The 7,836-nt window shown below is 65.4% G+C and carries 6 protein-coding genes; all 6 read left to right on the forward strand.

Annotation, left to right across the window (positions count from 1 at the left end):
• Positions 1 to 256: 256 nt before the first annotated feature.
• Entirely contained in the window at positions 257 to 1,510 is a 1,254-nt protein-coding gene (locus tag ABE459_RS25110; RefSeq protein WP_125861225.1) for a serine hydroxymethyltransferase, read from the forward strand.
• Between the two features lie 15 nt (positions 1,511 to 1,525).
• A complete protein-coding gene (locus tag ABE459_RS25115; RefSeq protein ID WP_110992277.1) occupies positions 1,526 to 2,776 on the forward strand; it encodes a sarcosine oxidase subunit beta family protein in 1,251 nt (416 codons plus the stop codon).
• A 16-nt stretch (positions 2,777 to 2,792) separates the two neighbouring features.
• Positions 2,793 to 3,128, forward strand: coding sequence for a sarcosine oxidase subunit delta (locus ABE459_RS25120; protein ID WP_110992278.1), 336 nt, complete (start codon positions 2,793 to 2,795; stop codon positions 3,126 to 3,128).
• Positions 3,125 to 6,139 (forward strand): sarcosine oxidase subunit alpha, encoded by a 3,015-nt coding sequence (locus ABE459_RS25125; RefSeq protein WP_125462281.1) that lies wholly within the window; start codon positions 3,125 to 3,127, stop codon positions 6,137 to 6,139. The genes ABE459_RS25120 and ABE459_RS25125 overlap by 4 nt, the downstream gene beginning before the upstream one ends.
• 143 nt (positions 6,140 to 6,282) lie before the next feature.
• A complete protein-coding gene (gene soxG, locus ABE459_RS25130) occupies positions 6,283 to 6,915 on the forward strand; it encodes a sarcosine oxidase subunit gamma family protein (RefSeq protein ID WP_125462282.1) in 633 nt (210 codons plus the stop codon).
• 13 nt (positions 6,916 to 6,928) lie between these two features.
• Entirely contained in the window at positions 6,929 to 7,786 is an 858-nt protein-coding gene (gene purU, locus ABE459_RS25135; protein ID WP_323830147.1) for a formyltetrahydrofolate deformylase, read from the forward strand.
• Positions 7,787 to 7,836 lie beyond the last annotated feature (50 nt).

The raw sequence follows: 7,836 nt of genomic DNA on the forward strand, positions 1-7,836 counted from the left end.
ATACACGCCCCGGCCGGCGTCGCCTGTCCCGGCCTCTGCGGGGTTAAACCCGCCCCCACAGGCACAGCGGCGCACCCTGTGGGAGCGGGTTCACCCGCGAAGAGGCCGGCACAGACAAACCCTGCAGCCAATGTCGTAAACGCGCCATTGCAAGGCGCGCGCAGGCATCTGTGCACCCCGGCCCGGTCATACCATCGCTGCAAAGGGTGACAAGTCCCTCTACAGACAAGAAACGATCGCTGCCGGGAGATACATGATGTTCAGCAAGCAAGACCAGATCCAGGGTTACGACGACGCACTGCTGGCGGCGATGAATGCCGAGGAACAGCGCCAGGAAGATCACATCGAGCTGATCGCCTCGGAGAACTACACCAGCAAGCGCGTGATGCAGGCCCAAGGCAGCGGCCTCACCAACAAGTACGCCGAAGGCTACCCAGGCAAGCGCTACTACGGCGGCTGCGAGCACGTCGACAAGGTCGAGGCGCTGGCCATCGAGCGCGCCAAGCAGCTGTTCGGCGCCGACTACGCCAACGTGCAGCCGCACTCCGGCTCGTCGGCCAACGGCGCCGTGTACCTGGCCCTGCTGCAGGCCGGCGACACCATCCTGGGCATGAGCCTGGCCCACGGCGGCCACCTGACCCACGGCGCCAAGGTGTCGTCCTCCGGCAAGCTGTACAACGCCGTGCAGTACGGCATCGACACCACTACCGGCCTGATCGACTACGACGAAGTCGAGCGCCTGGCCGTCGAGCACAAGCCGAAGATGATCGTCGCCGGCTTCTCGGCCTACTCCAAGACCCTCGACTTCCCACGCTTCCGCGCCATCGCCGACAAGGTCGGTGCCCTGCTGTTCGTCGACATGGCCCACGTCGCCGGCCTGGTCGCCGCCGGCCTGTACCCGAACCCGATCCCCTTCGCCGACGTGGTCACCACCACCACCCACAAGACCCTGCGCGGCCCCCGTGGCGGCCTGATCCTGGCCAAGAGCAACGAAGAGATCGAGAAGAAGCTCAACGCCGCGGTCTTCCCCGGCGCCCAGGGCGGCCCGCTGATGCACGTGATCGCGGCCAAGGCCGTGTGCTTCAAGGAAGCGCTGGAGCCTGGCTTCAAGGCCTACCAGAAGCAGGTCATCGAAAACGCCCAGGCCATGGCCCAGGTGTTCATCGACCGCGGCTTCGATGTGGTCTCGGGCGGTACCGACAACCACCTGTTCCTGGTCAGCCTGATCCGCCAGGGCCTTACCGGTAAAGATGCCGACGCCGCCCTGGGCCGCGCGCACATCACCGTCAACAAGAACGCCGTGCCGAACGACCCGCAGTCGCCGTTCGTCACCTCGGGCCTGCGCATCGGCACCCCGGCCGTCACCACCCGTGGCTTCAAGGTGGCCCAGTGCGTGGCCCTGGCCGGCTGGATCTGCGACATCCTCGACAACCTCGGCGACGCTGACGTCGAAGCCGATGTGGCCAAGAACGTCGCCGCCCTGTGCGCAGACTTCCCTGTTTACCGCTGAGTGGAGTAAACGACCATGCAACGCTACTCGGGCTTCGGCCTCTTCAAACACTCCCTCAGCCACCACGAGAACTGGCAGCGCATGTGGCGCACGCCAACCCCTAAAAAGGTCTACGACGTGGTCATCGTCGGCGGTGGCGGCCATGGCCTGGCTACCGCCTACTACCTGGCCAAAGAGCACGGCATCACCAACGTTGCCGTGATCGAGAAGGGTTACCTGGGCGGCGGCAACACCGCCCGTAACACCACCATCGTGCGTTCCAACTACCTGTGGGACGAGTCGGCGCACCTGTACGAGCACGCCATGAAGCTGTGGGAGGGCCTGTCCCAGGACCTCAACTACAACGTGATGTTCTCCCAGCGCGGCGTGTACAACCTGTGCCACACCCTGCAGGACATCCGCGATTCCGAGCGCCGGGTCAACGCCAACCGCCTCAACGGCGTCGATGGCGAGCTGCTCAACACTGCCCAGGTCGCGGCCGAGATCCCCTACCTGGACTGCTCGAAGAACACCCGTTACCCGATCCTCGGTGCCACCGTGCAGCGCCGTGGTGGCGTGGCCCGTCACGATGCCGTGGCCTGGGGCTTCGCCCGTGCCGCCGACGCCCTGGGCGTGGACCTGATCCAGCAGACCGAAGTGATTGGCTTCCGTAAAGAGAACGGCGCCGTGATCGGCGTGGAAACCAACAAAGGCTTCATCGGCGCCAAGCGCGTCGGCGTGGTCACCGCCGGTAACTCCGGGCACATGGCCAGGCTCGCCGGCTTCCGCCTGCCGCTGGAGTCGCACCCGCTGCAAGCCCTGGTATCAGAGCCGATCAAGCCGATCATCGACAGCGTGATCATGTCCAACGCCGTGCACGGCTACATCAGCCAGTCCGACAAGGGCGACCTGGTGATCGGTGCCGGTATCGACGGCTGGGTCGGCTACGGCCAGCGCGGCTCGTACCCGGTGATCGAACACACCCTGCAGGCCATCGTCGAGATGTTCCCCAACCTCTCGCGCGTGCGCATGAACCGCCAGTGGGGCGGCATCGTCGACACTTCGCCGGACGCCTGCCCGATCATCTCCAAGACCCCGGTCAAGAACATGTTCTTCAACTGCGGCTGGGGCACCGGCGGCTTCAAGGCCACCCCGGGCTCGGGCAACGTGTTCGCCGCGAGCCTGGCCAAGGGCGAAATGCACCCACTGGCCGCGCCGTTCTCCATGGACCGTTTCTACAACGGTGCGCTGATCGACGAACACGGCGCTGCTGCCGTCGCCCACTGACCCGGAGACAACCGTCATGTTGCATATTTTCTGTCCCCACTGCGGCGAGCTGCGCTCCGAAGAAGAATTCCACGCTTCCGGCCAGGCCCACATCCCGCGCCCGCTGGACCCGGCCGCCTGCTCCGACGAGGAGTGGGGCACCTACATGTTCTTCCGCGACAACCCGCGTGGCATCCACCACGAGCTGTGGGACCACGTTGCCGGCTGCCGCCAGTACTTCAACGTCACCCGTGACACCGTGACCTACGAAATTCTGGAAACCTACAAGATCGGCGAGAAGCCTCAAGTCACCGCTGCCGGCAAGCAAAGCGCGGCATCCGCGACCGCCAAGGGCCAAGGGGAAAAAGTATGAGCCAGACCTATCGCCTCGCCAGCGGCGGCCGTATCGACCGCAGCAAGGTGTTGAACTTCACCTTCAACGGCAAGACCTACCAGGGCTATGCCGGCGACAGCCTGGCTGCCGCCCTGCTGGCCAACGGCGTCGACATCGTCGGGCGCAGCTTCAAGTACTCGCGCCCCCGCGGCATCATCGCCGCCGGTACCGAAGAGCCGAACGCCATCCTGCAGATCGGCTCCAGCGAAGCCACCCAGATCCCCAACGTGCGTGCCACCCAGCAGGCGCTGTACGCAGGCCTGGTCGCTACCAGCACCAACGGCTGGCCGAACGTCAACAACGACGTCATGGGCATCCTCGGCAAGGTGGGCGGCAGCATGATGCCGCCGGGCTTCTACTACAAAACCTTCATGTACCCGAAATCGTTCTGGATGACCTACGAGAAGTACATCCGCAAAGCCGCAGGCCTTGGCCGTGCGCCGCTGCAGAACGATCCGGACAGCTACGACTACATGAACCAGCACTGCGACGTGCTGATCGTCGGCGCCGGCCCCGCAGGCCTGGCCGCAGCCCTGGCCGCCGCCCGCAGCGGTGCCCGGGTGATCCTGGCTGACGAGCAGGAAGAGTTTGGCGGCAGCCTGCTCGACACCCGCGAAACCCTCGACGGCAAGCCCGCCGCCGACTGGGTCAACGCCGTGGTCAAAGAGCTGGAAAGCCTGCCGGAAGTGACCCTGCTGCCACGTGCCACGGTCAACGGCTACCACGACCATAACTTCCTGACCATTCACGAGCGCCTCACCGACCACCTCGGCGACCGCGCCCCGATCGGCCAGGTGCGCCACCGCGTGCACCGCGTGCGCGCCAAGCGTGTGGTGCTGGCCCCTGGCGCCCACGAGCGCCCGCTGGTGTACGGCAACAACGATGTGCCGGGCAACATGCTGGCCGGTGCGGTCTCCACCTACGTGCGCCGCTACGGCGTTGCGCCGGGCCGCAAGCTGGTGCTGTCGACCAACAACGATCACGCCTACCGCGCAGCGCTCGACTGGCACGACGCCGGCCTGCAAGTGGTGGCCATCGCCGACGCCCGCCACAACCCGCGTGGTTCGCTGGTTGAAGAGGCGCGTGCCAAGGGCATCCGCATTCTCACCTCCAGCGCCGTGGTCGAGGCCAAGGGCAGCAAGCATGTCACCGGCGCCCGTGTGGCCGCCATCGATGTAAAGGCACACAAGGTCACCAGCCCAGGCGAGACCCTCGAGTGCGACCTGATCGCTACGTCCGGCGGCTACAGCCCGATCGTCCACCTGGCTTCGCACCTGGGCGGCCGCCCGGTATGGCGTGACGACATCCTTGGCTTCGTGCCGGGGGATGCCCCGCAGAAGCGCGAGTGCGTCGGCGGCATCAACGGCGTCTATGCCCTCGGTGACGTGATTGCCGATGGTTTCGAAGGCGGCGCCCGCGCTGCCACCGAGGCCGGTTTCAAGGCTACCGTCGGCACCCTGCCGAAAACCGTGGCGCGCAAGGAAGAGGCCACCGTGGCGCTGTTCCAGGTGCCGCACGACAAGGGCAGCAAAGGGCCGAAGCAGTTCGTCGACCAGCAGAACGACGTCACCGCCGCCGGTATCGAACTGGCCACCCGCGAAGGCTTCGAGTCGGTCGAACACGTCAAGCGCTATACCGCGCTGGGCTTCGGCACCGACCAGGGCAAGCTGGGCAACATCAACGGCCTGGCCATCGCCGCCCGTTCGATCGGCATCACCATCCCGGAAATGGGCACCACCATGTTCCGCCCCAACTACACGCCGGTGACCTTCGGCGCGGTAGCAGGCCGGCACTGTGGCCACCTGTTCGAGCCGGTGCGCTTCACCGCCCTGCATGCCTGGCACGTGAAGAACGGCGCCGAGTTCGAGGACGTCGGCCAGTGGAAGCGCCCGTGGTACTTCCCTAAAGCCGGCGAGGATATCCACGCTGCCGTGGCCCGCGAGTGCAAGGCCGTGCGTGACAGCGTCGGCCTGCTGGACGCCTCCACGCTCGGCAAGATCGACATCCAGGGGCCGGACGCGCGCGAGTTCCTCAACCGCATCTACACCAACGCCTGGACCAAGCTCGACGTGGGCAAGGCCCGCTACGGCCTGATGTGCAAAGAGGACGGCATGGTCTTCGACGACGGCGTGACCGCCTGCGTCGGCGACAACCACTTCATCATGACCACCACCACCGGCGGCGCCGCCCGTGTGTTGCAGTGGATGGAGCTGTACCACCAGACCGAATGGCCGGAGCTGAAGGTGTACTTCACCTCGGTCACCGACCACTGGGCGACCATGACCCTGTCCGGCCCCAACAGCCGCAAGCTGCTCAGCGAGCTGACCGACATCGACATGGACAAGGAAGCCTTCCCGTTCATGACCTGGAAGGAAGGCAATGTCGGCGGCGTGCCGGCCCGGGTGTTCCGCATCTCGTTCACCGGCGAGCTGTCGTACGAAGTGAACGTGCAGGCCAACTACGCCATGGGCGTGCTGGAGCAGATCGTCGAGGCCGGCAAGAAGTACAACCTGACCCCGTATGGCACCGAGACCATGCACGTGCTGCGTGCCGAGAAGGGCTTCATCATCGTGGGCCAGGACACCGACGGTTCGATGAACCCGGACGACCTGAACATGAGCTGGTGCGTGGGCCGCAACAAGCCGTTCTCGTGGATCGGCCTGCGTGGCATGAACCGCGAAGACTGCCTGCGCGACAACCGCAAGCAGCTGGTGGGCCTCAAGCCGGTCGATCCCAAGGTGTGGCTGCCGGAAGGCGCCCAGCTGGTGTTCGACCCCAAGCAACCGATCCCGATGGACATGGTCGGCCACGTCACCTCCAGCTATGCCTCCAACTCCCTGGGCTATTCGTTCGCCATGGGTGTGGTCAAAGGCGGCCTCAAGCGCATGGGCGAGCGGGTGTATTCGCCACAGGCCGATGGCAGCGTGATCGAGGCGGAAATCGTCTCCGCGGTGTTCTTCGATCCGAAGGGTGAGCGGCAGAACGTCTAAGGCTCCGGCTGACAACATCGGACACTGTGGGAGCGGGTTCACCCGCGAATGCGATGCTGGCTTTACCGCCGCATTCGCGGGTAAACCCGCTCCCACAGGTTCGGTGCCCGCTCTGACCCACAAGAATTCAAGGCAGGTAAGAAATGAGCGCTATCAACGTCTTCCAGCAAAACCCCGGCCCTGATGCCAAGGCTCAGTCGCCACTGCACCACGCCGACCTGGCCAGCCTGGTCGGCAAGGGCCGCAAGAACGCAGGCGTGACCCTGCGCGAGAAGAAATTCCTCGGCCACCTGACCCTCCGTGGCAACAGCCACGACCCGGCCTTCGCCGGCGCCGTGCACAAGGCCCTGGGGCTGGAGCTGCCGGTGGCCCTGACCGTGGTCGCCAACGGCGACATCTCGCTGCAATGGATGGGCCCGGACGAGTTCCTGCTGATCGTCCCCGGCGGCCAGGAAGTGGAAGTCGAGAACAAGCTGCGTGCAGCCCTCGACGGCCAGCACATCCAGGTGGTCAACGTCAGCGGAGGGCAGACCCTGCTCGAGCTGCGCGGCCCCAACGTGCGCGACGTGCTGATGAAATCCACCAGCTATGATGTTCACCCGAACAACTTCCCGGTGGGCAAGGCCGTGGGCACCGTGTTCGCCAAGTCGCAACTGGTGATCCGCCGCACCGCCGAAGACACCTGGGAGTTGATGATCCGCCGCAGCTTCTCCGACTACTGGTGGCTGTGGCTGCAGGACGCATCGGCCGAATACGGCCTGGCCATCGAAGCCTAAGGGAGTACACAGCATGAGTCGGGCACCGGACACCTGGATTCTCACTGCCGACTGCCCGAGCATGCTCGGCACCGTCGATGTGGTGACGCGTCATCTCTACGAGCAGCGCTGCTACGTCACCGAGCACCATTCCTTCGATGACCGGCTGTCGGGGCGGTTCTTCATTCGCGTGGAGTTCCGCGCCCCGGACGGCTTCGACGAGGGCGGCTTTCGGGCCGGCCTTGCCGCGCGCAGCGAAGCCTTCGGCATGGCCTTCGAGCTGACCGCACCGCATCACCGCCCCAAGGTGGTGATCATGGTGTCCAAGGCCGACCACTGCCTGAACGATCTGCTGTACCGCCAACGCATCGGCCAACTGGCCATGGACGTGGTCGCGGTGGTGTCCAATCACCCCGATCTCGAACCCTTGGCTCACTGGCACAAGATCCCTTACTACCACTTTGCCCTCGACCCCCACGACAAGCCGGGGCAGGAGCGCAAGGTGCTGGACGTGATCGAGCAGACCGGTGCGGAGCTGGTGATCCTCGCCCGCTACATGCAGGTGCTGTCGCCCGAGCTGTGCCGCCGGCTGGATGGTTGCGCGATCAACATCCACCACTCGCTGCTGCCGGGGTTCAAGGGCGCCAAGCCGTATCACCAGGCCTACAACAAGGGCGTGAAGATGGTCGGTGCCACCGCGCACTACATCAACAACGACCTGGACGAAGGGCCGATCATTGCCCAGGGCGTCGAGGTGGTGGACCACAGCCACTACCCCGAAGACCTGATTGCCAAGGGGCGCGATATCGAGTGCCTGACCCTGGCGCGGGCGGTGGGGTATCACATTGAGAAGCGGGTGTTCCTGAACGCCAATCGTACCGTCGTTCTCTGAGCCGACCCCATCGCGGGGCAAGCCCGCTCCCACGTTGATAGCGTGGGAGC

It is taken from the genome of Pseudomonas sp. TWI923, from assembly GCF_039673365.1.
In the GTDB taxonomy this organism is placed as follows: Bacteria; Pseudomonadota; Gammaproteobacteria; order Pseudomonadales; family Pseudomonadaceae; genus Aquipseudomonas; species Aquipseudomonas sichuanensis.